The following is a 22,272-nucleotide window of genomic DNA, read 5'->3' on the forward strand; positions in this document are numbered from 1 at the left end:
TAAAAACTAATAAACCCTATATGAATAGATATATAATCTACTTCTACTTATGTGATTCGAATAGTTATGGAGTATGATCTGAGTCAATTAGATATAAAAATATTTGGAAAATGGAATACCAAAGTTGAAGTAAGAGATCCTAGTTTAAAAAAATATATTTCACTAATTCCAGTTTATTTACCTCATTCTGGAGGAAGACATGAACATAGAAGATTTGGTAAATCAAGACTTAACGTTGTTGAAAGACTAATTGATGAGCTAATGAGACCAGGAAGAAATAAGGGAAAGAAAATGCTTGCGTATAATATAGTAAAAGCATCATTTGAAATAATTTTCGCTAGAACTGGACAAAATCCTTTACAAATCCTAGTTAAAGCTATTGAGAATGTAGCTCCTAGAGAAGAAGTTACAAGAATTATGTATGGAGGTATAGTATATTACGTTGCAGTAGACGTTTCACCAGAAAGAAGAGTAGACTTAGCTTTAAGACATTTAGTAGAAGGTGCTAGAGCTGCCTCATTTAACAATCCAAAGCCTATAGATGAATCCTTGGCAGAAGAGATAATTGCAGCATCTTCATTAGATACTAAAAGCTATGCATTAAGGAAAAAAGAAGAAATGGAAAGGATAGCTCTAAGCTCAAGATAAATAGCTAAACTTTTATTAACGCAATACATTAAAATGCGTTGAGGAGTGTGTAATAAAAATGTCTCAGAAGCCACACTTGAATCTAATAGTTATAGGGCACGTAGACCACGGTAAGAGTACTTTAGTAGGAAGATTATTAATGGATAGAGGATTCCTAGACGAAAAGACTGTAAAAGAAGCAGAAGAAGCTGCCAAAAAGCTAGGTAAAGAATCAGAAAAATATGCATTTCTATTAGACAGATTAAAAGAAGAAAGAGAAAGAGGAGTAACAATAAACTTAACATTCATGAAATTCGAAACTCAGAAATACTTCTTTACTATAATTGATGCTCCCGGTCATAGAGACTTTGTAAAGAACATGATTACTGGAGCTAGTCAAGCCGATGCTGCAATACTTGCCGTATCAGCAAAGAAAGGTGAATTCGAAGCAGGAATGAGTGCAGAAGGGCAAAGCAGGGAACACATAATATTAGCTAGAACTATGGGAATAGACCAAATAATAGTTGCCGTAACTAAAATGGATTTGACTGATCCCCCATACGATGAAAAAAGATTCAAGGAGGTTACAGATGTAGTAACTAAATTTATGAAGAGCTTTGGGTTCGATATGAGTAAGGTTAAATTTGTCCCAGTGGTTTCTCCGACAGGAGAAAACATAACACATAGGTCAGAGAACATGAAATGGTATAACGGTCCAACACTAGAGGAAGCACTAAATATGTTAGTAGTACCTCCTAAGCCTATAGACAAACCATTAAGGATACCTATTCAAGAAGTATACACAATTTCTGGAGTAGGTACAGTACCAGTAGGCAGAGTAGAAAGTGGAGTTCTAAAAGTTGGAGACAAAATAGTATTTATGCCAGCAGGTAAATCAGCAGAAGTAAGGTCAATTGAAACTCACCACACTAAAATGGAAAAAGCCGAGCCTGGCGATAACATAGGATTTAACGTTAGAGGTATAGAAAAGAAAGACGTAAAAAGAGGTGATGTAGCAGGACATACCACGAATCCGCCAACTGTTGCAGACGAATTTACAGCAAGAATAATAGTTATATGGCATCCAACAGCTTTAGCAGTAGGATATACTCCAGTTTTGCACTTACATACAGCTAGCATAGCTTGCAGAGTATCTGAAATAGTATCTAGATTAGATCCTAAGACAGGTAAAGAGGCAGAAAAGAACCCACAATTTGTAAAACAAGGAGACGCTGCGATAGTAAAGTTCAAGCCAATAAGGCCATTATGTGTAGAGAAATATAACGACTTTCCACCCTTAGGAAGATTTGCAATGAGAGATATGGGAAAAACTGTTGGCGTTGGAGTAGTAACTGACGTTAAGCCCACAAAGATAGAAATTAAATAATTTTTTATGGTGTTTTTATGCCTACAAAAGCTAGAATTAGACTTTGGAGCAGTAATGTCAATGACCTTACTTATGTAATAAATCAGATAAGAGCTATTGTAGATAAGACTGGAATAAGTATGAGAGGCCCAATACCTTTGCCTACAAGAAGACTAGAAGTACCTATTATGAAATTACCTCATGGTGAAGGAAGGAAAAAATGGGAAAAATGGGAAATGTCTATTCATAAGAGAGTTATTGATATTTCCGCTGATGAAAGAGTAATGAGACAATTAATGAGAGTTAGAGTTCCAGAAGATGTTTACATAGAGATAGAACTTGTATAACTTTAAATATGAAGTTTTTTAAATAATTTCGAGTGCCGGGGTGCCCGAGTGGACTAAGGGGCTGGCCTGGAGACTAAAATCCAGCTAGCCAGTGGGGGTAATCCCTGCGCGGGTTCAAATCCCGTCCCCGGCGTAATAAATTGAAAAATTATTTTGTTTGGTAATATTTTATTTTTAGAGAATATAGAGCGTGAGAATATTTAATACTTGAAGATTATTCTTCTTCTGAATCTTCACCTTGAGGACAGGGATAAAGATTATACCTACTACAATAATTGCCCATCTTATTCAACAAGTACATCTTAATCTCATTCTTCTCTCCGGTAGCATTAACAGTAGCCATCAAATAATTAAGATCCTCACTACATTGTTGTACATAAATAATCTTCTCGTTCCTAGTCAAATTAGGCAAAGAATCTATATAAGAAGACACTATTCCAAGAACTTCATCATAAATCTCCTTCAACTTCTTCACGTACACCTCACTATCCCTAATTATCTGATCAACATCTTGCGTAGCTTGTTGCTATTGCTGGGTATATTTGTATTTCATTGTTCTTGTATTCCCATCCTGCTCTTCCTAGTAGGCATTTTGTTTGTTGGTTTAGTTCTTGTAGTTCTTCTTGTGATATTTTCCCGTATTGTTTGTTTACTAGTGCTGTTCTTATCTTGTCTTCGTCTTCTTGTGTTATCTCGTCTTTTAGTTGTTGTTGTAGATAGTAGTATTCTTCTGATGTTTGTGTTATTTGTTCTTCTGTATTTGTATAAGTTCTTGTTGTGACACATGTAATATTCTTTATGATGTTTTTTTAAATGTTTTCAATAGATATATATGTTGTCTTATATCCTTCCATTACCTAATTTTTTAGTAAGCCCCAATGCTCTTTATAATCATGAACAGAATCTATTATTACTTAATAATCACTATAAACTCTTTTATTTTCTGATTTTTCTCAGTTAGCTTTACTATATACTTTCTAAGGTATTAAAGGCAAGATGGTACTGTAAATCTTATAATAAATTATGCATTATAAGCTAGCATATGAATAATGATCTTGGTCTTTAGATTCTAATAAAATATAAAATTATTCAATGATTCATATATATTTAGAATATTAAAATAATATATATACTAAATTATTCAAGTAGTCAGAAATTATTTAATTTATATGTAGATAATAGAAAAATTTAAGATAAGGAAAATCCATAAAGGCTGTGTTGACTAGTTAATTTTCTTATAGACTTTCTACGAAAATCCTTTGCAGTATTACGTATCGTTAAAAATAATTTAATATAATAGAAGATAAGTAAAATTATTTACTGTAAAGCCTAAAATACTATCATCTAAAATAGATAAAATTTATTTCATTACATATTAGAATGAAAATATTTAAGTAAGAGAAATTTCCGTAAAAACTACTATTCAGGTCTAAAGAGAAGCAAGAATAAGAAGTAATAATGACGTTACGATTTAGAATTTTTATTCAGTAAACTGGAGAGGTTATTCTAGACTACATCTTTAATAACCTCTTTGAGAAGTTTATACAAATGAGAATTGTTGAGGATAAGTATGGTAATAGGTTTCTAGAGATTGAGAATAAAATAGGGCTAAGGAAAACGCTAATGACCGTAAACCGTCTTATGAGACTCAATCTCCCAAATGAAAACTATACAGTTTTTTGAATCAACACTGTAAAGTATCCTTATATCTCCAGTTACTTCTATGGAAAACATAGAATTTTCATATATATCTTTTTTTCCAACTTCTTCTTGGGATATTTGAAAGGGTTTTCTTGGAACAACTCCAATTTCTCTAAAATTAGTATAAGCAATTTATCACTAAATTCATCAGTAGCGAATTCTACGAATGACAGTTTACGAGTTCTCTTTCGTTTAAACAATTTCTTGATTCCTCCACACTCGTAAATTCTTCTTATCAACCTAGAGAGCCTCTTAGCTCCTATTTAGTATTAGCTTCCTCTGTTGTTCGTCCAGTTTAGAAATGCCAATTGGCGTATAGTTCTACCATACTTATAAGAAAGTGGCGCTGTTCCAAAAATAAGGATGTCTGTTCCATTTACGCCTTTATATAGGGAACATAAATATCTTAAATTTTACGTAAAATTAGCGCCGCAGCCGGGATTTGAACCCGGGTCAAGGGCTCGACAGGCCCTCATCCTAGACCGGGCTAGACTACTGCGGCATATGAATATTATTACAATCACTATTTAAAGTTTACGCAAATTTAGGAGTTACATTGCTGTTATTAAGCCTTTATATACTTACCAAAAATACGTTATCCTTATAACTATTGGCTATGAGTCGATTTATTCTAGTATTTTGGTGCTTAAAACTAAAATAGATACCATTAGCACTTCCATAAAGTTATTATTTATTAAGCTATCGGAAACTTTTATATTAATGAGATAAAAACTAATTGGAAGTGCTACCATGAAAATTATATATTATCTGGATTCCAAAATGCAAGGGAAATTTACTTTAATATTGAAGTTCACTGTTAACATAGCTATTTGCACTATAGATAAGGCCTACTAGCTTGATTATTAGTGAAAGATTTTTCTGATTTTAACTTTAGATTCAGAATTTATCAAGCTATAACTGGTTTTAAGACTAAGAATAGATACTGAAAAGCATTCGACCTTCATTTCGAACACTATTATAGATTATCTACATGGTTTATCTGGTTTATATCCTTATACTTATCTTGGGATAATTGACCCAGACTTCCCATACGCGTCGGTTTACGGATACCCAGAACAGTTATTCTTAGGAATTGAAAAGATAGTTACGATAAACCCTTTCTACACTTCAATCTACAAGTTAAGCAACATAATATATCCAGAGGTTTATAATTATTTATCTGGGAGATTGTTCTATATTAATAGTGCTTCTGTTGGTTGTCCTGTTTTTATGAGTGCTTTTGATCATAATGCTGATGATGATTGTACTTATCTTGGTCTTGTTGGTCTTGTTAGTGGTGTTTTGAATAGTTTTGAGAATAATAAGGACGATGTTTATCTTGGTATTTATTATTTGCCTGTTGTTCTTCCTCCTAATAGTTTTAGCGTGAAGGACGTTCTTGATTACGCTAGGATGTTTTGTAGTAATGGCGTTTGTCAGGATTCTGCTTTCTCGTACTTGTTGGATAGGGTTAGGAGTGCTAATAGGGCTATGTCTTCTTTGATATCTGCTGGTGTTCTTTCTGGGATAGCTTTTGCGGCTGTTCTTGTTGTTGATTGGTATGATGTTGATCAGATAATTAGGGATAGTGAGGTGTACGTGAAGAAGTTGAAGGAGATTTATGATGAAGTTCTTGGAATAGTGTCTTCTTATATAGATTCTTTGCCTAATTTGACTAGGAACGAGAAGATTATTTATGTACAACAATGTAGTGAGGATCTTAATTATTTGATGGCTACTGTTAATGCTACCGGAGAGAAGAATGAGATTAAGATGTACTTGTTGAATAAGATGGGCAATTATTGTAGTAGGTATAATCTTTATCCCTGTCCTCAAGGTGAAGATTCAGAAGAAGAATAATCTTCAAGTATTAAATATTCTCACGCTCTATATTCTCTAAAAATAAAATATTACCAAACAAAATAATTTTTCAATTTATTACGCCGGGGACGGGATTTGAACCCGCGCAGGGATTACCCCTACTGGCTTTCTAGTAGGCTCTCAAGGCCAGCCCCTTAGTCCACTCGGGCACCCCGGCAAATTCTGTATTAGTCGTAATAGTATAATAATTTAACCTTTATCAGGCTATCTTCTTATCATGATTATAGAATATCCTTTTTGGTTCTTTATTATCTGTATGTTGGAGAAATATTTTCCGAATATCTTTATCACGTTATTCTCTCCTTTATATACTACTAATTCTATATATCCATCTTCAAGTTTTTCGTTACTTTGTTCGGCTAGTTTTTCTAGGAAATCTACTCCTTTAGACAATGGGGGATTTGAGAATATTGCATTAACTTTTTCTGGAAGATTATCTAGAACGTCACTTTTTAGTACTGTTATTATATTATTCAAATTATATCTTTCTACATTATATTTAGCCGTTTTTACTGCTATTGGGTTTATATCTAGCATGTATATTTTTAGGTTATTGTTTTTTAACGCTATATAAATGCCTATTGGTCCATAGCCACAGCCTACGTCGGCTACTTTACCTTTTTCTGGAATAGTTAAATTTTCTAGTAATATCCTTGTTCCTGTATCTAGTTTTCTTTTAGAGAATAAGCTAGTATGACTTACTAAGCTTAATGGTATGCCATTTACTACTTCATTGACTATAAAATAGCTCATTTCCAGCTTCTTGGGTATAAATCTTTTTGTATTAAAACTCTTTTTGGTTTTATTGCTTCTCCTTTTTCAAGACTAGATAGGTTTTTCGAATCTACTAAGGCTATACCTACCGCTACAGCTTCTCCCTTTAGCGTTAGTATACCTACTAAATCGCCTTTTTTAAAGTTTTGAAATGCCACTATTCCAGGTATCATTACTGATGCCCCATATGCTATAGCGTCAACAGCATTATCGTCTATTACTATTTTAGGAATTCCGCAAAATGCCATTTCCATTGGTATAAGTATTTTTCTTAAATCTTCTTCATCTTTACAGCTTTTCCACATGTATAATGCTTCCGAGACCTCTTGAAGCGTAACTAGATTTTTTTCTGTGAATATTCCTGATCTAATTCTTCTAAGTTCTCTCATATGCGCTCCACAACCTAGTAATATTCCTGCGTCGTGGCAGATTTTTCTCATATATGTTCCTGGCTCTGAAGATATTCTGAGTAGAGCCATTCTATTATAAGTTTCCAAGAGTTCTATTTCATTTACTGTTCTAAACCTTAATCTTCTTTTTACTGAAGATCTTACTGGGGGCCTTTGGTATATTTTTCCTTTAAATTTCTCTATAATGCTTTTTAAAAGATCTTTTTCAATATCACAATGAACTTGCATTACACATATGTATTCTTTTCCTGCTTCTGTAACATAATTCATAATTTTTGTAGCGTTCTCTAGACCTATAGGTAATACTCCGGTTACTTTGGGATAGCCCCGCCTTTTAAGGCTCTAGGGTCCCTCCATGACCTACTTTGTTAATGTTAAACATTTTTTTAACCCAGAATGCTACTTCATGGCTTGTAGGTCCGGGCGGTTTATCTAGGTTGATTATCGAGTTTTTTATTAATAAGTTGATATCTCTTTTATCTGGGTAAACGCCATATTTGTCTGATGTGGTTTCCTCTTTTTTTATTTCCCAAGAATTATTATAAGAACAAAATTCATCTATCTTATAAATAAAATTATAAAAATTCATTTAAATCACTGGTATTTTTATCTTTATTTTTTCTTTAACGAAGTCTGTTAGACCTGCCTCTTGAAGCTTTTTCTCTATTTCTTCGTCAGTTGCGCCTTTTTGTATATCTATCTTTTTATCTGTTGGTTCTAGATGGGCTATATTTAATCTTCTTCTTTTTATTCCTGAGACTTTCTTAGGTCCTGTAACTAAAACGAAGTTATCGTCTATTATATCTACTATTACACATTTACTTCCTGCTTCTCTACCTCTTGTTTTTACACATATTCTTCCTATTTCGATGACTGGCATTAATAACTACCTAAAAATCAAATTCTTGTCTATAATTTAAACTTACTGCCAGTATTTTCTATTTTTTAAGAACTTTTTCTCTACATTAAAGAGATTTTGGTAAAAAGACTCTTCTCCTTCACTAAGTTTACTTAGTGCTTTTCCTAGATTTGTAGAACCTACTCCTCTTGCAGATAGCGCTATTAATGCGTATTTTTTATACTGAGAGAAAAGAGATGCTATTATTTTTAGTTCTTTAAGCTTTTTCATTTCTGTTTTAGATAATTTTTTACCTCTAATATTTTTATTAATAATATCTATTGAATCTCTATCGTCTGGAAACGTTGCTGTAAGAAATACTGATTGGCATTTTTCACATTTCTCAGGGGAATACTCTATTGATACTTTTTTATTCCATCCGCATACCATACACAGAACTCTTACTTCTTTTGATAGTAATCTTCTCTTGAATACCTCTAGCATTACGGGTGCTTCTTCACTCTCTGTAATTAACAATCTGTCCAAAAATTCTTTAGCTAATGGAGAAGGAGAGGGAACTTCTACAATTTTCCAAGTATATTTTTTAATTTCTGTTAATACTGAAAGATCATGATTTTTAATCAACATTTCTCTTGCGGCTTCTTCGCCTACAATTGTATCTGAGAATTGTCTCAAAATTGCAGAGCTTATTATCTCTTTTGAATTAGAATCTATATTTCCAAATCTTTCTGCCTCTATGTATAACTTCCATTTAAATTGAGGAGATTCTTTTATAGCATCTATAACTATATTTCTTGCGTCGATCTGGCTTAGCTTATTAACGTAAGTTATTGTTTCTTCTATGTCTTTTTTTGAAATAGGCAATACTGATGCTATTACTATATTGTAGGGATCATTTCTAAAAGATGTCCTTATACCCTTGATTTTATTTAGGTAAAATGATAAAATCGATCCTAATGTATTATTTCCTTTACTTCCAAATGGGCTATGTACTACAATTAGTTCTCCATTTATGATCTCTACTAGGATATCATTATTAGATAATTCTGGATATCCTCTTTTTTTATATTCCTGAATTATATCATTTATTTCATCGAATTCATAATTTTTACCTTTTATTGCGTCTATTAGATAACTGTAAACCCTTTCTGAAACTTCTTTTTCTACTGGTATAGATTCTCCGAACCAGCTTGGTAATATTCCTCTTTTTAATTCCGCTCTATCCACAAATATTTTCCCATCTTCTATTGATACTACTTTCCATAGTTTTCCACCTAAGACAAATATGCTCTCTTCGTCTATCATAGCTACAAAATCTTCATCTAGTTTTCCAAGTTCTAGATTGTTTGCCATGTTTATAACTGAGTAACTTCTTATTGAATCTGGAATCATATTAGTGCCATAATAGTATTTCCATGCTCTATAAGAAGGCAAAAGCTGATTATCTTTTTCTTTGAGTATTCTAGAAGATTTTAAGAGCTGTACGACATTTTCTAACTCATCTTTGCTTAAATCTCTAAAATAAACACTATTTTTTAATATATCTAAAATATCTTCTTTATTTCTTACTCCTTCTAAAACCATTCCAGTTATTTCGTGAGCTATAACATCTAGTGCATTAAGTTCTATGTAGGGTTGTTCCAAATACCCCTCACGGGATAATTCTATAATGGATTTGCACTCAAAAATGTCATAAATATAGTTACTTGGTATAACTATTCCTTTAGATACTTTATTTAATGAATGACCACTTCTTCCTATTCTTTGTAATAATCTTGTAACTTCTTTAGGGGACATGTATTGTACTACTAAATTTATATTTCCTATATCTATTCCAAGTTCTAAACTTGAAGTAGCTATTATTGCGTCTAAATTTCCTTGTTTGAAATTGTTTTCTATGTTTATTCTTATATCTTTAGATAGAGATCCATGATGAGTAGCTACTTTTAGATTGTATAATGCTTGTAATTCGCTTGCTAGGAATTCTGCAGTTTCTCTTGTATTAGTGAAAATTATAATTGGTTTGTACGTTTCTATTATTTGCTTAAGCTTTTCGAGTCTAGATATTACATATGGATCCAGATTTAATTCAATAGCTTTTTTTGGAAAATCGTTTATATCTGGAATAATTAGATCAATATCGTACTCCTTTTTTAGATCAACCTTGGCTACTTCAACTTCTGCGTCACTTAAATATTTTTTAGCTAATTCTATATTTCCTATAGTTGCCGATAAACCAATCATTTGAATTTTATTTTTATTAAATTTTTTTAATCTAGAGATAACTACAGATAACTCGTATCCTCTTTTTTCGTCTAACATTTCTTGTAGTTCATCAATTATTATCCATTTAAGATTTGAAAGTAAATCTCTATATTTTTGATTTATTATTAGATACTGTAAACTTTCTGGTGTTGTTATAAGTAGGTCTGGAGGAGATTTCAGTATTTCCTTTCTTTTTCTTTCTGAGGTATCTCCATGTCTAGTTCCGATGGTTATACCCAGGGCATTTCCTAGATTTTTTAATCTTAGTTCTAAATCTCTGTTGAGTGCCTTTAAAGGTGTTATGTATAGTAGTGATATTTTTTCTGGTCTACTATTCCATATTTTGTAAAATAAAGGTATTATAGCAGCTTCGGTCTTACCTGATCCAGTAGGGGCTATAATTAGTGTATGTTTCCCAGAAATGATTTTAGGTATGGCTATACGCTGTATAGGAGTCAGTTTAGTATATCCTAAACTATACAATACTTTTCCGAAATCAGCTGCTGTGAGCATAAAGATATTTTAATTATAATTTTCACCGTTATAAAAGAATATGCAAGACTTCAGGCATGTTTTTATTATATTGCTTTCTATTGCAGAAGCTGTTCTATTATCTGTATATTTTAAATCAGACGTTATAACACTAGTAATAGAGAGAGACTTATTTATTTTGATAATAATATTTGTAAATTCAATATTGATATATCTACTTTTTTCGTCAATTGTTATGTCGATAGTATATTATTTCTCATTATATATTATCTTTATATTCATAAATATTAATTTATTATCTATCACATATTTTCTTTCCTATATTATTGGTGTTTCTTTTGCGTTATTTGGGTATTTCTTCATTAATAGATCGTTTAATGATAATTTTATTTTAAATCTAAGAAATTTCAAACCGCGTATTAATACATTTTCTATAATATTATCAGTTATTTTTGTTATTATTGTATCGCTTTTTGTTAAAAACCCACTAATTTTGATAGGATCTATATTAAATCTTCTAATATTGTCGATAAGTGGCGAGATAGTCTTATCGCCTTTAACTTTAGCTAGTTGGCTAGCAACTCCTTATTTGTTATCACAATTAGGTGAGATAAGAGTAAATAAAGGTTTATGCATAGGTAAGATTAATGGTATTTTAAGAAGATCTACGTTTGAATTAGGCAGAGTTAAAACAAATGCTAAATACAAATGGGCAAACATAAAGTCTGATTTTTGTATTGATCTAGATAATAGTAAGAACTATAATATGATTATCTTGGGTACAAGTGGATCTGGAAAATCTTCATTAGCAAAGACAATTGTTTCTAAACTTAATGTTAGTTATCTAATATTTGATATTCATGGCGAGTATTTTACTGAAGCAAAAAGAATAGATGCGTCTTTAATTTCTGTAAATCCGTTATCTCTATTTGGGCAATCTCCTAGGCAAAGAGCATTAGAAGTAGCATATATGTTAAAATCTATATTTAATCTTGGTAACCTTCAAGTAATAGATCTTTTTAACATTATTTTTGAAACATATGAGGAAAAAGGTATTTATGAAGAAGACAGCAGTTCTTGGAATAATACACCTCCTAATTTTAGAGATGTGATTTTATTGTTAGAAAGAAAAAAGAGGTATATAAATAACTCTACTGAGCTAAATAAAATACAATCGCTCGAGCCATATTTAAATTTCGTTTCTAATAGTATGTTTAATACAAATAGTATAAACTATAATGACATATTTGAAGATAATTACATTTTAGATTTATCAAAAATTACTATCCCAGAAATTAAATATATAGTAATAGAGACTATTTTGAGATCTTTAACGTCGTTTATGTATTCTACTGGAACTTCGAAATTAAGAAAGATGATAGTTATTGATGAGGCTCCATTTATTCTCTCTAAGGAAAGCGGACAGTTACTTGTGGAAAGATTGTTTGCTGAAGGAAGAAAATTTGGGATAGGATTTATTCTTATTTCTCAAACATCGGAATACGTTAAAAAATTGATATCAAACTCAGCATATTTATTTGCTCTTAATTTAGTAGAACCTGCTGATCTAGATTATGTATCAAAAATTATTAGCGGACCAGATCAAGATATATATAAATCTATCTATGACAGTTTACATAAGTTAGATAGAGGATTGATTATAACAAGAAATATATTGCAGGATGAAATATTTTTGGTTCGCATACAACAATAGGTGAAAATTATGTCAGATGAGTATAATAATGGAGAAGAGAATGAGGAGACAACTAGCGAGGAAAAAGAGCCAAGAGAAGAAGATTCTGAATTTCCTGCAGTATCTTTACAAGATATAGAGCTTCTTATGAAGAATACTGAAGTATGGTATGAATTACTTAATGGTAAAATATCATTGGACGACGCAAAAAAGCTTTTTGAACAGAATATTTCTTCTATGCCTTCTCAATCTGAAGGTAAAAAAGCTAAGAGAAAAGCTCCAGCAAAAAAGGTTAAAAAGGAAAAGGTAAAAAAGTGAATTAAATGTTTAAAGCAATTTATCCAAGTTCTAAGGATTTTTATTATTTGATTAATGCAATGAGTAAACTTTCTGATTCTATAATACTCAATTTTACTCAAGAAGGAATAATATCTAGATATTTAACCGATGATAAAGTACTTATGGGAGTTCTTAATATTCCAAAGGATAGTTTAGAAGAATATAGCATAGAAAAAGAGGTTTCTGTAAAACTTGACTTAACTAATATGAAGAAGATTTTAGGAAAAGCTAGATCTAGTAAGTCTAGACTAGAAATCACAGAGACTGATGCAGGAATTAAAATAGTTATAGTTGATGACAAAAGTGGAACTAGGAGTAATATTTATGTTAAAGGTGAAAAAGGCGAAATTCAGAACTTGAAAGAACCTAGCGTCTCTCTTACAGTTTCGGCTGCATTTTCTGGAGATATACTAAAAACTATAATAGATGACGCTGAGGAAATTTCGGAAGAAGCAGAATTTAGTGCAGAAGATGATTATATAAAAATTTATGTAGAAGAATCTGGTAAAACATATACTGCTTTTTTGAAAAATAGTAAACCTTTATCTAGTTTAGAAATAGAAAAACCATCTAAATCAATATATAGCTTAGAGGTATTAAAAACTGTAGCCTCTGCTGCCAATTTTTCAAGTAGCTTAAAGCTTAATTTCGGTACTAATTTGCCTATGAAAATTGAGGCATCTGGAGAAAAAGGTGCGTCCTTATTTTTCTGGGTAGCCCCTAGAATGTAAATCTAGAATATAAGATATTATATCCTCTTTTTATAATAGCTTGATAAAGATTATGGGATCTAAAAATTCCAGATCTTTCTCCTTCTATTATGATAAATCTTGCCGGTAATCCTTCATTTATATAATTTTTAAACAATATTCTCGAAATATTTGTAGTAGCTGCTTTAAGAATTTCCTTAGAATAGTTACTTAGAGGTTTTCTTATTCTAGTTATTAATAATGCTAATTCCATGTCTTTCCAAATATTCGGATCTATCCATGCACCGTTGTCAGTTCCTATAAGTAAATTAACTTTACTATCTATCATTTTATCTATTCTAGGTATCCCGTTAGAAAACCATAGATTACTTCTTGGACATGTTACTAAACTAATATTTCTATCTTTTAGTTCTAAGAAATCTTCTTCAAAAAGATGCGTACCATGGATAATAATTTTAGGTCTTATTACTTTCAAGATATATCCAAGGTCGTTTTGTAGGCCTTGTTTTAGAGTTTCTGAAATATGTATTGCTATAATTTTATCATGAAAAATATTGTTAATTTTAATTAAATCTGCTTTATTATATGTAGTTGAGCTTGATATCCCATATCCGTCAGAAAGTTCAAAAAGAGTTTTTAATCTTATCTTGCTTATTTTTTTATCTAGTCTGGATAATATAATATAATTTAATTCATTCGCCAATTCGTCTTTTATCTCTTTTGCTAGTTTGGCTCCAAATATATCCTGTTCTCTAAAATCCATAATAGTAAAGATACCAAATTTTTTTGAGTACTCAAGAAAATCTTTTATATATCTTTTAATATCTATAAATTTCAATTTATTAAAGAATTTATATTTTATACTTTTAGGATCACTAACTAAGTCTCCTATAGGTTTATCTATACCTATTTCAGGAAATGAAAAATCTCCAGCATGTACATGCGCATTTACAAGTGTCGGTATTAATATAGCATTTCTATAATCTTTCCCTTTAGAGTCAAAACCATTACCTATATGTACTATTTTATTATCTGAGATTTCTATATTTACATTTCTTTTTACTTGCAAATTTTTGCCTATTAATACGTAACCTAAATTGAATATTTCGGAACTATTCTCCATTTACAGTTCCTCAATTCTCGTATTTTCTCTAAAGCTTCAGTAGAATTCTTAATTGATATTCTAGCATTAGAACCTATTCCTATACCTACTTTTATGTCTTTCATATCTTCTACAATATTTAATATATTTTTGACATTGTTTTTATCGGTAAATGCTAATATGTTATCTCCTCCCAAATATTGTGAGATACCGCCTAACTCATATATTTTTTCGCTTAATATGCTATATAACTTATTTATATCTATGAATGCTTTATAAAACGAAATATCAGTAGATAACTTAGTAAAATTATCTATATCGAAATGACATGAGACTATTTGCTCATTATCATATTCGCCTATTCCAATATTTTCTGGTTCAGTATTTTTGATACATTCTGCAGCATTTTGTTGAGCTTCTATAAATGTGCGTCCATAACCTACGCATGCTCTAGGTCTTACTGGAGATAAACGTTTTATTTCATTAAATATGAACTTTATATGCGAATTTCTTATACCATCCACAAGAATTATAAAAAAATCATATCTTAATGGTAGTAGAAAAGCTCCAAGTTCTGCAGACAAAGTATTTATTTTATAAGCTAAGCTATGTTGCTCGTTTTGAATAATCCATTCTCTATCTAGTCCTAGACTTTCTGTCCAGTCTTTATATTTGTAAAGTTCTACAGCAAGAATTTTCACTCTATTATCACCGTGGATTCCGACGATATCATCTCCATTTTTTTCATTCTTTTTGCCATTTTTACTGAAGCTTCTACTGCTCTAGTTGAATATTCCTCTATTCTTTCTACAGCTTGTTCATGAGATACTCCTGGGCCTATTATACCTAATCCTATAGGCTTCTCATATTCTAGTTCTAAATCAGATATTAGCCTAGCTACTTGATTAGCTATTAACTCATCATGTTTTGTTTCTCCTTTAATTATTGCACCTAAGGCTACTACGCAGTCTATATAATCTTTTTTTAGCAATTGTTTTATTGCCAACGGTATTTCATAAGATCCAGGTACTTTAAGTATAACTTGAACTTTAGCTCCTAGAAATTCCGCATGAGAAATAGCTCTTTGTAGCATTAAATATGTTATATCATAGTTAAATTCTGCAATAACTATACCTACTCTAATCGATTGGACCTGCATCTTTATATCCCTGCCTCAAACCTTTTCCTGCAAAAGGAGTAAGCGAATTTTCTCCATCTCTTATTAACTTAACAAGATTTTTAGAGTGCTTAACTACCCTATCTATAGCTATTTCTTTCAACTTATCTATATCATCAGCCTCGTCCTCATGAATAGTTACATCTATAATATGTTTTGATGTTAATATCTGAACAGTTATTAGACCTATACTAGCAGCAAGATAGCTATATTTATCTAACATTGTCTTGCCAACCCAACCTAATGTTATAACACCATCGCATCCTTTCTCAATTAGCTTTTTAGCGGCTACTGGCGTATCTTTTATCCCAGGTACAGTATATCTTATAACTTCTGAGTCAAGGTCTTCTTTCTTTATTGTCTTTATTGCTATATTACCCATATCTATTCTAGAGAAAGTAGTATCTACTATTCCGTATTTTCTCATGCTATAACCTCATTTAATATTTCTTTACCTTCTATGAATAACAATCCGTTGTTTTTAGCAAATAGTAATGCTTTATTCTTCTTTAGACTAACTTTTTCGTCAAGCATTTCAGCAAAAGCTACGCTCTTTTCTAATCCTAAAAATGACATAAGCGTAGTAGATAGTTCTGTATGTCCTCTCCTTTTTGTTATATCTCTACTTATTAGAAAAGGTACATGACCAGGAGCATAGAAATAGGTATAAAAGTTCTCTTTAGCTTCTAGAGGATTCTCATTAATAGTTATTATTACTTTGTGTAATTCTTGAATAGTTTTAGCTCTATCGTAATCAGATATTCCAGTAGTAGTATTTACATGGTTAACCCATATAGAAAAAGCAGGTTCGTCTTTATATGATGGTATCTTCACTAATTTTTTATAAATTGTGTTATCTCTTAGTATATCTGTCTGAAATCTTAATCCTAAAATGTTGGCTTCTTTACTTCCAGTTGCGTAGCATATTAAACCTCCAGCACTTGTTCTAAGTGTATATATAGATTTCCAATTTATTGCACCAGCATAGAAAATCATATCAGTTTCTTCTTCTCTTCCATCAAAATCATAAATTAATATTGGAAGTCCAGATTCTAAATTTTTCCTTATTATTTCTTTGCTTATCATTAAGTAAATGATATGATAATAGTATATAAGCGTATTTACTTATTGTGTTTTCTATACCTTAATAGTAATGTACTGATAACCGATATTATTACTATAATAGCATACGGATAATAACTAGTTGTAGATATTTTATCTGAACTTTTTATATTAATAGTAGAATTCGGTATTGTAATCGACGAATTATATATCAATCTCACATTTATTAGAATTATAGCTATTTCCCTTGTGATATTATATATTATAATACGATACGAATTATTTGAATTAAAATTTAAATATAAAATATTATAAATTGCAGTGTTATTGATATAATATTTCTCTATATATAGATTAGAATCACTAACAAGAGTGTAATTATTTAATATTGACAATTGAATACCATTTATTGATTTATTAATTGAGATAGAGATATTATGTAAATATATTACTGTAATATTTATTTTATCAAAACAGTCAGTAGTTTGTTCAATAGTAAAAACGTAGTTATTAGACATGGAGTTGGTTACTATAGTGGAAACTAGTATTAGAGGTAAGAGTAATGATAGCATTAAAAACGTTACTTTATACATGCTTAATAATATAAATATGTGATTTTATAAGTAAGATAGTAATGTCTTCAGTAACACCAAATCCGTATAGTTGGAAATATGTGCTATTAAGCCAAGTTTATCTAATTGTAATCTCCGTAGTGTTAACATATTATCCGCAGTATTTCATAGAAGCTATAGTAACGTACTTTATCGTGATGATGGGTGTCATGTTTTACAGTATGTCAAAATCTAATCCTATGTTTAGAGACAGGAAACTGCTTTATGAAATAAATAATTCAAGGCTATTGTATGAGGAAAAAAATGCTTCAGAACTAATTAACAAGGATAAGGAATATACGGAGGAATATACTAAGTACGCTAAAAAAAGCTTTAGTATGTTAGGCATCTATTTAGTTTACATGATCGTATTATATTTTCTCTATACATATATTTCTAAAATAGCAATTTCCCAAGCAAGTTCGTTTGACAGATTATTAGTCTACTTAATATATTTTGAAGTCATTTATCTATTTGCGTTTTTTGTATTCAGGAAAATAGTGAAACCTGCAATGTTAAATATAATGGCACCATTTTCATATAAAATTACAGAAAAAGGCATAGTAGGTTCTGGTGGGATGTCTACATTTCTTCATGCTCGACATTTATTAGATGCCAACATTTCAGTGAACAGGGAAAAACATTATGTGGAAATAGATTCTGCTCAAGCCAAGTTACCATATAAGCTTAGGCTTTACTCTTCTGACGTTGATAAAGTTCTAGATTATATAGAGAGAATAAAAAGAATAGAACTTAGAAGACAGTCCTCTTCTCAACAGTAGAAAAATGTAAATGCGAGTATAAAGCGATAGTGTTATAATTATTTACTCCGTCTTTTTTATCTATAATTCCTTTGCCTTGATTATTTTCGAATAGAAAACTTTTTTCTCCAACTCTAATAGGCTGTGAGATATGAAATTCATGACCTCTTATTATGTCATTTTTATTTGCTATAAATGAGTCTCTTATTGCCCTTAGTTGAGTGTATCCAAGAGTTAATTTACCAGAAGTATTTATATCAATATCAAATATACCTATCATTTTGTATTTTCTATCGTTTTGTATGAGATTTTTTGATAAATACATTAAGCCACCACATTCTCCTAGTATAGGAGTTCCTTTTTCTGCCTCCTTTTTTAACCAGTTAGTTGTTATGGAAGATTCTAGTTCGTTTAAGTATAATTCTGGATATCCTCCTCCAAGATATATAAAATCAATATTCTCAATTTTTTCGTTATTTAGAGGACTAAAGAATTTAATATTATACATAGTATTTATTCTATCAATATTTTCTTGATAGTAAAAATTAAACGCCGCGTCATAAGCAATTGCTGCAATTTTCTTTCTGTAATTACTCGTATATTCATTATAATTACAATCTAATTCATTTGCATCGTTAGCTATTTGTAATAGAGCGTCTAAGTCAATATAATCTTGAATTAATTTAGATATATTATTAATTACTTTTTCTGCTTCTTTATAGCTCTCTATTGTGAAAAGACCTAGGTGTCTTGATGGTATTTCTAAATCTTTTGAATATGGTATATATCCTAAAACTTTTACTCCATCAATGGAGTTTTTACAGTATGAAAAATGTGTAGGAGAAGCTACTTTATTTAATATTACTCCTTTTATATTGGCATTTTTATATTCAATTAGTCCTTTAATTATAGCTCCTACAGTACTACTTAAATTATAGCAGTTAATTACTAGAATAATAGGGCTTTTTGTTACTTTAGATAGCTCGTATGTACTATATTCTGTATTTATGCCATCGTATAATCCCATTACTCCTTCTATGATGGAGATATCAAAGTTTTTTGAATATTTACATAAACTTCTTATCACATTGTCTTTTCCCATTATAAATAGATCTAAATTAATAGATGGAAAAGTAGTAGCTAATTTATGATATCCAATATCTATAAAATCTGGTCCAGCTTTAAATCCTCTTACCTTTAATTTTTTACTTAAAGCTTTCATTAATCCTGCAGAAACTAATGTTTTTCCTGAATCACTTCTATCAGACGCTATAATTATTCTAGGAGAATGCATTTCAATATTATTGATCTAGTCTTCTTAACTAATCTTTCTTTTATAGGACTACAAAAAAGATATATAATCTTTATAGTAGTTGCTAATAATGAAAGTCTCTTATGATGACGTGAGATACTTTAAAGCAATAATAGAAGCATTATCTAGACTTGTAGACGAGGCATCTTTTAAAATTAAACCAGATGGTATAGAGTTAGAAGCTATTGACAGGGCTCATATATCTTTAATTAAGATAAATTTACCAAAGGATGAATTCAAGGAGTATGATGTGCAGGAAGATATGAACTTTGGATTTAGTACACAGTACCTTTTAAAAGTACTTTCTACTTCAAAAAGGAAGGAAGAATTAGAAATAGAATCTCAAGACGTTTCTACGATAATAATTAGAATCAATGGTGAGTATCCTAGGGTATTTGAACTAAGAAATATGGAAGTCTCTCCACCAGAATTACCAGAGCTAAAAATAGAATTTGATGTTAAAGCTACATTAAAATCTGAGGCTTTTAGGAAGGCTGTAAGTGAGATTGCTACAGTAAGTGATGTTGTAGATATAATTGCGGACGAAAATGGGATTAAGGTTAAAAGTAAAGGAGAAGCTGAAGCTGAAGTAGAATTAAGTAAAGATTCTGGCAGTATACAAGATATTGAAATCTCCAAACCTATAGAATCAAGCTATTCTACAGACTATTTAAATGATATTTTAGTTCTTACTAAACTTTCAGGAAATACAAAAATGTCTTTTGCAGAACAGAAACCTTTACAGTTAGAGTTTAATACAGAATCTGGTGGTAGTGTAATATATCTATTAGCTCCTCAATTGGGGTGATAAAATTTAGAATTTCAATAGTAGGAAGTTATCCTAAGCCTATATCTTTAGGAAAAGTAATATCTAGATTTAGGTCTAATAAAATACCTAAAGAAAGATACGAGGATTATTTAAAAAAAGAGACATCTAAGTTTTTTCAGCTTGTTGGTTCTATTGGTGCTGAGTATACTACTGATGGAATGTTTAGGTGGGACGACATTGTTGATATAACATTTTCATATTTAACTGGCGCTGAAAAAGGGGATTTAATGAGATTTTATGATAACAATTTCTACTATCGTAGGCCTATAATTAAATCTAAATTAACATCAAATATGGAATATATTAATTATTTATCAATATCAAAAAATATATTAGTTGAATCAAAAATAAATACTAAACTTAAGGGAGTGTTCTTAGGTCCTTTAAGTTATTTGCGCTTTTCAGAAAATAATTATTATAAGAACGATGACGAATTATTAAGCGATTATGCAAGGGAGACTAACAAGGTAATTAGAGAAGCTCAGAATATTGTAGATGCTATAGAAGTTCATGAACCTGCTATTTTTGACAAAGGAATTAAGAAAGATTTGCTAGATCGTATTCCAAAAATATATGACGAATTATTAGAGAGTATTAAGATACAAAAGCATCTAATAACATATTTTGATATAAATACAAAAAGGTTAGATATTCTCTTTAATTTACCTGTTGATGTAATAGGCCTTGATATAATAGAAAACAAAAACAAAGTCGGAAATATATATAGAAACTTTAAGGATAAAAATGTATTTTTAGGCGTATTGAATACTAGAAATACAAAGCTCGAAAGACCCAGTAGCATAATTAGATTTGTCAGAAATGCGTATAATAAAGGGGCAAAAGATGTCCTTATTGGAAACGCAAGTTTAATGGATTTTATTCCAGAAATTATAGCAAAAAGGAAAATAAAATTATTAGGTAAGGTGAGGTCGACATATTATGGCTGAATTACCCATATTACCTACAACTGTTATAGGGAGTTATCCGAGACCTAAATGGTTAAGAGAAGCTATAAGACTAAATAAAGCAGGTAAATTAAGTGACGAAGAACTTACTGAAGCGTTCAATGATGCCGCTCTTTCAGTTCTTCATGACCATTATGTAGCAGGAATTGATGTACCAACTGATGGCGAAGTAAAGAGAGACGAGATGGTAGAGTACTTTGCAGAAAGATTAAAAGGGTTCAGATTTTATGGACCGGTTAGAGTTTGGGGTACAGCTTATTATGTAAAGCCTGCAGTAGTTTCTAAAATAGAATATCTAAGGCCTTTATTAGTTGATGAGTTTCTCTATACTAAATCAATTTCATATACCGACAATTTCAAAATAACAATAACCGGTCCCTATACTCTTGCATATTGGTCTTATAATGAATTTTATAGGACTAGAAAGGATTTAGTGTTTGATCTAGCTAAGGTCATTAATCAAGAATTACATAATCTAGTAAACGTTGGGGCAAAGATAATCCAGATAGATGAGCCAGCTATACATTCTACCAAAGAAGATATTGACTGGGCTATAGAAGCTGTTAATGAGTCACTAAAAGGTATTGATGCAAAATTAGTTATGCATATATGTTATGGCGATTATAGAATAATTGCTCCTTATTTAAACGAGTTTAATGTAGATCAAATAAATTTTGCCTTAAAAATATATGATTATAAATATTTGGATTTATTTAAGAAATACGATTATAATAAAGAAATAGGCGTAGGAGTTATCGATGTACATAACAGAAGAATTGAAAGTCCTGAAGAGGTAAAAAAAGATATACTGAGTGTAATAAATTACTTTGAACCGAATAAAATCTGGATTAATCCTGATTGTGGACTAAAATTATTACCTAGAAGTATAGCTTTTCAAAAAATGGTTTCAATGGTGAAAGGAACGCAAATGGTTAGGGAAGAACTTAAAAAGAAGGGATATACAGATACTATAAGTTTAAGGTGATTTT

General features: G+C 30.6%; 24 protein-coding genes, 3 tRNA genes and 1 pseudogene. 12 read left to right on the forward strand and 16 right to left on the reverse strand.

Annotated elements, in window-relative coordinates; genetic code table 11:
- The first annotated feature begins 66 nt into the window (after positions 1-66).
- From DFR85_RS23630 to DFR85_RS23645, 4 genes are all read left to right on the forward strand, one after another.
- Complete coding sequence (locus tag DFR85_RS23630) at positions 67-648, forward strand: 30S ribosomal protein S7 (protein ID WP_110270388.1); 582 nt, start codon at positions 67-69, stop codon at positions 646-648.
- 58 nt (positions 649-706) lie between these two features.
- Positions 707-2,014 carry a translation elongation factor EF-1 subunit alpha gene (gene tuf / locus DFR85_RS23635; RefSeq protein ID WP_110270389.1) on the forward strand — a complete coding sequence of 436 codons (1,308 nt, stop codon included), beginning with the start codon at positions 707-709 and terminating at the stop codon, positions 2,012-2,014.
- Positions 2,015-2,031: 17 nt separating this feature from the next.
- Positions 2,032-2,340 (forward strand): 30S ribosomal protein S10, encoded by a 309-nt coding sequence (gene rpsJ / locus DFR85_RS23640; protein ID WP_110270390.1) that lies wholly within the window; start codon positions 2,032-2,034, stop codon positions 2,338-2,340.
- Between the two features lie 34 nt (positions 2,341-2,374).
- Positions 2,375-2,473 (forward strand) — tRNA-Ser (locus DFR85_RS23645).
- Positions 2,474-2,554: 81 nt separating this feature from the next.
- Here DFR85_RS23645 and DFR85_RS23650 read toward each other — a convergent pair.
- From DFR85_RS23650 to DFR85_RS23660, 3 genes and pseudogenes are all read right to left on the reverse strand, one after another.
- Positions 2,555-2,815 (reverse strand): hypothetical protein, encoded by a 261-nt coding sequence (locus DFR85_RS23650; protein ID WP_110270391.1) that lies wholly within the window; start codon positions 2,813-2,815, stop codon positions 2,555-2,557.
- 1,145 nt (positions 2,816-3,960) lie between these two features.
- Positions 3,961-4,241 (reverse strand): annotated as a pseudogene (locus DFR85_RS31910) (type II toxin-antitoxin system RelE family toxin).
- A 227-nt stretch (positions 4,242-4,468) separates the two neighbouring features.
- Positions 4,469-4,543: transfer RNA gene (locus DFR85_RS23660), tRNA-Asp, on the reverse strand.
- A gap of 728 nt (positions 4,544-5,271) precedes the next feature.
- Between DFR85_RS23660 and DFR85_RS23665 the strand changes: the two genes are divergently transcribed.
- The gene (locus DFR85_RS23665) at positions 5,272-5,901 is read left to right on the forward strand and encodes a hypothetical protein (RefSeq protein ID WP_162582723.1); all 630 of its coding nucleotides are present in this window, start codon (positions 5,272-5,274) and stop codon (positions 5,899-5,901) included.
- Positions 5,902-5,982: 81 nt separating this feature from the next.
- On the opposite strand, the gene DFR85_RS23670 is transcribed toward DFR85_RS23665, so the two are convergent.
- The 6 genes from DFR85_RS23670 to DFR85_RS23695 form a co-directional block, all read right to left on the reverse strand.
- Positions 5,983-6,079 (reverse strand) — tRNA-Ser (locus DFR85_RS23670).
- A gap of 47 nt (positions 6,080-6,126) precedes the next feature.
- Positions 6,127-6,675 (reverse strand): class I SAM-dependent methyltransferase, encoded by a 549-nt coding sequence (locus DFR85_RS23675; RefSeq protein ID WP_110270393.1) that lies wholly within the window; start codon positions 6,673-6,675, stop codon positions 6,127-6,129.
- The gene (locus DFR85_RS23680) at positions 6,672-7,376 is read right to left on the reverse strand and encodes an RNA-guided pseudouridylation complex pseudouridine synthase subunit Cbf5 (RefSeq protein ID WP_246253054.1); all 705 of its coding nucleotides are present in this window, start codon (positions 7,374-7,376) and stop codon (positions 6,672-6,674) included. The genes DFR85_RS23675 and DFR85_RS23680 overlap by 4 nt, the downstream gene beginning before the upstream one ends.
- Before the next feature lie 64 nt (positions 7,377-7,440).
- Positions 7,441-7,695 carry a tRNA pseudouridine synthase A gene (locus DFR85_RS23685; protein ID WP_110270395.1) on the reverse strand — a complete coding sequence of 85 codons (255 nt, stop codon included), beginning with the start codon at positions 7,693-7,695 and terminating at the stop codon, positions 7,441-7,443.
- Positions 7,696-7,986: a 50S ribosomal protein L14e gene (locus tag DFR85_RS23690; protein WP_110270396.1), complete on the reverse strand. Its 291-nt coding sequence runs from the start codon at positions 7,984-7,986 to the stop codon at positions 7,696-7,698.
- A gap of 42 nt (positions 7,987-8,028) precedes the next feature.
- The gene (locus DFR85_RS23695; RefSeq protein ID WP_110270397.1) at positions 8,029-10,743 is read right to left on the reverse strand and encodes a DEAD/DEAH box helicase; all 2,715 of its coding nucleotides are present in this window, start codon (positions 10,741-10,743) and stop codon (positions 8,029-8,031) included.
- A 40-nt stretch (positions 10,744-10,783) separates the two neighbouring features.
- Here DFR85_RS23695 and DFR85_RS23700 point away from each other — a divergent pair, with 40 nt between their 5' ends.
- The 3 genes from DFR85_RS23700 to DFR85_RS23710 are packed head-to-tail and all read left to right on the forward strand — an operon-like array spanning position 10,784 to position 13,485.
- Positions 10,784-12,436: a helicase HerA domain-containing protein gene (locus DFR85_RS23700; RefSeq protein WP_110270398.1), complete on the forward strand. Its 1,653-nt coding sequence runs from the start codon at positions 10,784-10,786 to the stop codon at positions 12,434-12,436.
- A 9-nt stretch (positions 12,437-12,445) separates the two neighbouring features.
- Positions 12,446-12,733 carry an RNA polymerase subunit Rpo13 gene (locus DFR85_RS23705; protein ID WP_110270399.1) on the forward strand — a complete coding sequence of 96 codons (288 nt, stop codon included), beginning with the start codon at positions 12,446-12,448 and terminating at the stop codon, positions 12,731-12,733.
- A gap of 5 nt (positions 12,734-12,738) precedes the next feature.
- Positions 12,739-13,485: a DNA polymerase sliding clamp gene (locus DFR85_RS23710; protein ID WP_110270400.1), complete on the forward strand. Its 747-nt coding sequence runs from the start codon at positions 12,739-12,741 to the stop codon at positions 13,483-13,485.
- Here the strand turns inward: DFR85_RS23710 and DFR85_RS23715 are convergent.
- Genes DFR85_RS23715 through DFR85_RS23740 form a run of 6 tightly spaced genes read right to left on the reverse strand, consistent with a single transcriptional unit; the run spans position 13,475 to position 17,398 of the window.
- Complete coding sequence (locus DFR85_RS23715; protein ID WP_110270401.1) at positions 13,475-14,587, reverse strand: amidohydrolase family protein; 1,113 nt, start codon at positions 14,585-14,587, stop codon at positions 13,475-13,477. The genes DFR85_RS23710 and DFR85_RS23715 overlap by 11 nt on opposite strands.
- Entirely contained in the window at positions 14,557-15,267 is a 711-nt protein-coding gene (locus DFR85_RS23720; protein WP_162582725.1) for a GTP cyclohydrolase IIa, read from the reverse strand. Before DFR85_RS23720 ends, DFR85_RS23715 begins: the two co-directional genes overlap by 31 nt.
- A complete protein-coding gene (gene ribH / locus DFR85_RS23725; RefSeq protein WP_110270403.1) occupies positions 15,264-15,725 on the reverse strand; it encodes a 6,7-dimethyl-8-ribityllumazine synthase in 462 nt (153 codons plus the stop codon). The genes DFR85_RS23720 and ribH overlap by 4 nt, the downstream gene beginning before the upstream one ends.
- Positions 15,706-16,170, reverse strand: a complete 465-nt coding sequence (gene ribC / locus DFR85_RS23730; protein ID WP_110270404.1) for a riboflavin synthase — start codon at positions 16,168-16,170, stop codon at positions 15,706-15,708. The genes ribH and ribC overlap by 20 nt, the downstream gene beginning before the upstream one ends.
- A complete protein-coding gene (locus DFR85_RS23735) occupies positions 16,167-16,829 on the reverse strand; it encodes a 3,4-dihydroxy-2-butanone-4-phosphate synthase (protein WP_110270405.1) in 663 nt (220 codons plus the stop codon). Before DFR85_RS23735 ends, ribC begins: the two co-directional genes overlap by 4 nt.
- 35 nt (positions 16,830-16,864) lie before the next feature.
- Entirely contained in the window at positions 16,865-17,398 is a 534-nt protein-coding gene (locus DFR85_RS23740; protein ID WP_168367146.1) for a hypothetical protein, read from the reverse strand.
- A gap of 41 nt (positions 17,399-17,439) precedes the next feature.
- On the opposite strand from DFR85_RS23740, the gene DFR85_RS23745 reads away from it, so the two are divergent.
- Positions 17,440-18,198, forward strand: a complete 759-nt coding sequence (locus DFR85_RS23745; protein ID WP_110270407.1) for a DUF2208 domain-containing protein — start codon at positions 17,440-17,442, stop codon at positions 18,196-18,198.
- On the opposite strand, the gene DFR85_RS23750 is transcribed toward DFR85_RS23745, so the two are convergent.
- Complete coding sequence (locus DFR85_RS23750; protein WP_110270408.1) at positions 18,170-19,471, reverse strand: cobyrinic acid a,c-diamide synthase CobB; 1,302 nt, start codon at positions 19,469-19,471, stop codon at positions 18,170-18,172. The two genes, DFR85_RS23745 and DFR85_RS23750, sit on opposite strands and share 29 nt — an antisense overlap.
- 88 nt (positions 19,472-19,559) lie before the next feature.
- On the opposite strand from DFR85_RS23750, the gene pcn reads away from it, so the two are divergent.
- The 3 genes from pcn to DFR85_RS23765 are packed head-to-tail and all read left to right on the forward strand — an operon-like array spanning position 19,560 to position 22,268.
- Complete coding sequence (pcn, locus tag DFR85_RS23755; protein ID WP_110270409.1) at positions 19,560-20,297, forward strand: proliferating cell nuclear antigen (pcna); 738 nt, start codon at positions 19,560-19,562, stop codon at positions 20,295-20,297.
- On the forward strand, positions 20,294-21,265 hold the full coding sequence (locus DFR85_RS23760) for a uroporphyrinogen decarboxylase/cobalamine-independent methonine synthase family protein (protein WP_110270410.1): 972 nt from the start codon (positions 20,294-20,296) through the stop codon (positions 21,263-21,265). The genes pcn and DFR85_RS23760 overlap by 4 nt, the downstream gene beginning before the upstream one ends.
- A complete protein-coding gene (locus DFR85_RS23765) occupies positions 21,255-22,268 on the forward strand; it encodes a methionine synthase (RefSeq protein WP_210433956.1) in 1,014 nt (337 codons plus the stop codon). The genes DFR85_RS23760 and DFR85_RS23765 overlap by 11 nt, the downstream gene beginning before the upstream one ends.
- The last annotated feature ends 4 nt before the right edge of the window (positions 22,269-22,272 follow it).

This window comes from Acidianus brierleyi (assembly GCF_003201835.2).
GTDB lineage: Archaea > Thermoproteota > Thermoprotei_A > Sulfolobales > Sulfolobaceae > Aramenus > Aramenus brierleyi.

What these genes read in the sequence shown, in the direction of transcription:
- DFR85_RS23680 (WP_246253054.1), bottom strand. Translation starts at nt 7,376, where the DNA reads ATGAATTATGTTACAGAAGCAGGAAAAGAATACATATGTGTAATGCAA.
- ribC (WP_110270404.1), bottom strand. Translation starts at nt 16,170, where the DNA reads ATGAGAAAATACGGAATAGTAGATACTACTTTCTCTAGAATAGATATG.
- rpsJ (WP_110270390.1), top strand. Translation starts at nt 2,032, where the DNA reads ATGCCTACAAAAGCTAGAATTAGACTTTGGAGCAGTAATGTCAATGAC.
- DFR85_RS23705 (WP_110270399.1), top strand. Translation starts at nt 12,446, where the DNA reads ATGTCAGATGAGTATAATAATGGAGAAGAGAATGAGGAGACAACTAGC.
- DFR85_RS23695 (WP_110270397.1), bottom strand. Translation starts at nt 10,743, where the DNA reads ATGCTCACAGCAGCTGATTTCGGAAAAGTATTGTATAGTTTAGGATAT.
- DFR85_RS23740 (WP_168367146.1), bottom strand. Translation starts at nt 17,398, where the DNA reads ATGTATAAAGTAACGTTTTTAATGCTATCATTACTCTTACCTCTAATA.
- DFR85_RS23665 (WP_162582723.1), top strand. Translation starts at nt 5,272, where the DNA reads ATGAGTGCTTTTGATCATAATGCTGATGATGATTGTACTTATCTTGGT.
- DFR85_RS23750 (WP_110270408.1), bottom strand. Translation starts at nt 19,471, where the DNA reads ATGCATTCTCCTAGAATAATTATAGCGTCTGATAGAAGTGATTCAGGA.
- DFR85_RS23745 (WP_110270407.1), top strand. Translation starts at nt 17,440, where the DNA reads ATGTCTTCAGTAACACCAAATCCGTATAGTTGGAAATATGTGCTATTA.
- DFR85_RS23675 (WP_110270393.1), bottom strand. Translation starts at nt 6,675, where the DNA reads ATGAGCTATTTTATAGTCAATGAAGTAGTAAATGGCATACCATTAAGC.
- pcn (WP_110270409.1), top strand. Translation starts at nt 19,560, where the DNA reads ATGAAAGTCTCTTATGATGACGTGAGATACTTTAAAGCAATAATAGAA.
- ribH (WP_110270403.1), bottom strand. Translation starts at nt 15,725, where the DNA reads ATGCAGGTCCAATCGATTAGAGTAGGTATAGTTATTGCAGAATTTAAC.
- tuf (WP_110270389.1), top strand. Translation starts at nt 707, where the DNA reads ATGTCTCAGAAGCCACACTTGAATCTAATAGTTATAGGGCACGTAGAC.
- DFR85_RS23690 (WP_110270396.1), bottom strand. Translation starts at nt 7,986, where the DNA reads ATGCCAGTCATCGAAATAGGAAGAATATGTGTAAAAACAAGAGGTAGA.
- DFR85_RS23715 (WP_110270401.1), bottom strand. Translation starts at nt 14,587, where the DNA reads ATGGAGAATAGTTCCGAAATATTCAATTTAGGTTACGTATTAATAGGC.
- DFR85_RS23630 (WP_110270388.1), top strand. Translation starts at nt 67, where the DNA reads ATGGAGTATGATCTGAGTCAATTAGATATAAAAATATTTGGAAAATGG.
- DFR85_RS23735 (WP_110270405.1), bottom strand. Translation starts at nt 16,829, where the DNA reads ATGATAAGCAAAGAAATAATAAGGAAAAATTTAGAATCTGGACTTCCA.
- DFR85_RS23685 (WP_110270395.1), bottom strand. Translation starts at nt 7,695, where the DNA reads ATGAATTTTTATAATTTTATTTATAAGATAGATGAATTTTGTTCTTAT.
- DFR85_RS23710 (WP_110270400.1), top strand. Translation starts at nt 12,739, where the DNA reads ATGTTTAAAGCAATTTATCCAAGTTCTAAGGATTTTTATTATTTGATT.
- DFR85_RS23700 (WP_110270398.1), top strand. Translation starts at nt 10,784, where the DNA reads ATGCAAGACTTCAGGCATGTTTTTATTATATTGCTTTCTATTGCAGAA.